The organism is Altererythrobacter sp. (assembly GCF_050299635.1).
GTDB lineage: Bacteria > Pseudomonadota > Alphaproteobacteria > Sphingomonadales > Sphingomonadaceae > Erythrobacter.
The window spans coordinates 1-517 of the sequence record NZ_JBNKWF010000092.1 but is presented as its reverse complement, the minus strand read 5'-3'; the positions used below and the strand labels follow the sequence as shown (position 1 = coordinate 517).

At 65.2% G+C, this 517-nt stretch carries 1 protein-coding gene; it reads left to right on the top strand.

Going from position 1 to position 517, the window contains the following annotated elements; translation table 11 throughout:
- The coding region (locus ACQY6C_RS14995; RefSeq protein ID WP_427970091.1) for a MutS-related protein at positions 1 to 517 on the top strand (517 nt) is incomplete at both ends.

Genomic DNA, 517 nt, shown 5'->3' with positions numbered 1-517 from the left:
CTTCCGATCTGAAATTCGCGGCGGCCGCCACCTCGTCGTCGAACAGGTCATCGAAACCCCGTTCGTGGCGAATGACCTCGACATGAATGCGAGCCGCAAGCTGCTGGTGATTACCGGGCCGAACATGGGCGGCAAGTCGACCTACATGCGCCAGGTGGCGCTGATCGCGCTGCTCGCCCACGCCGGCAGCTACGTACCCGCCGAGCGCGCCGAGATCGGCCCGCTGGACCGCATCTTCACACGCATCGGGGCCTCCGACGACCTCGCCGGCGGGCGCTCGACCTTCATGGTGGAGATGACCGAGGCGGCGAACATCCTCAACAATGCCAGCGCCAACAGCCTGGTGCTGATGGACGAAATCGGCCGCGGCACCAGCACCTTCGACGGCCTCGCGCTGGCCTGGGCCTGCGCCGATCATCTGGCGCAAAAATCCAACGCGCTGACCCTGTTCGCGACCCACTACTTCGAGCTGACCCACTTGCCCGAGCACTACGACAGCATCGCCAACGTGCATCTC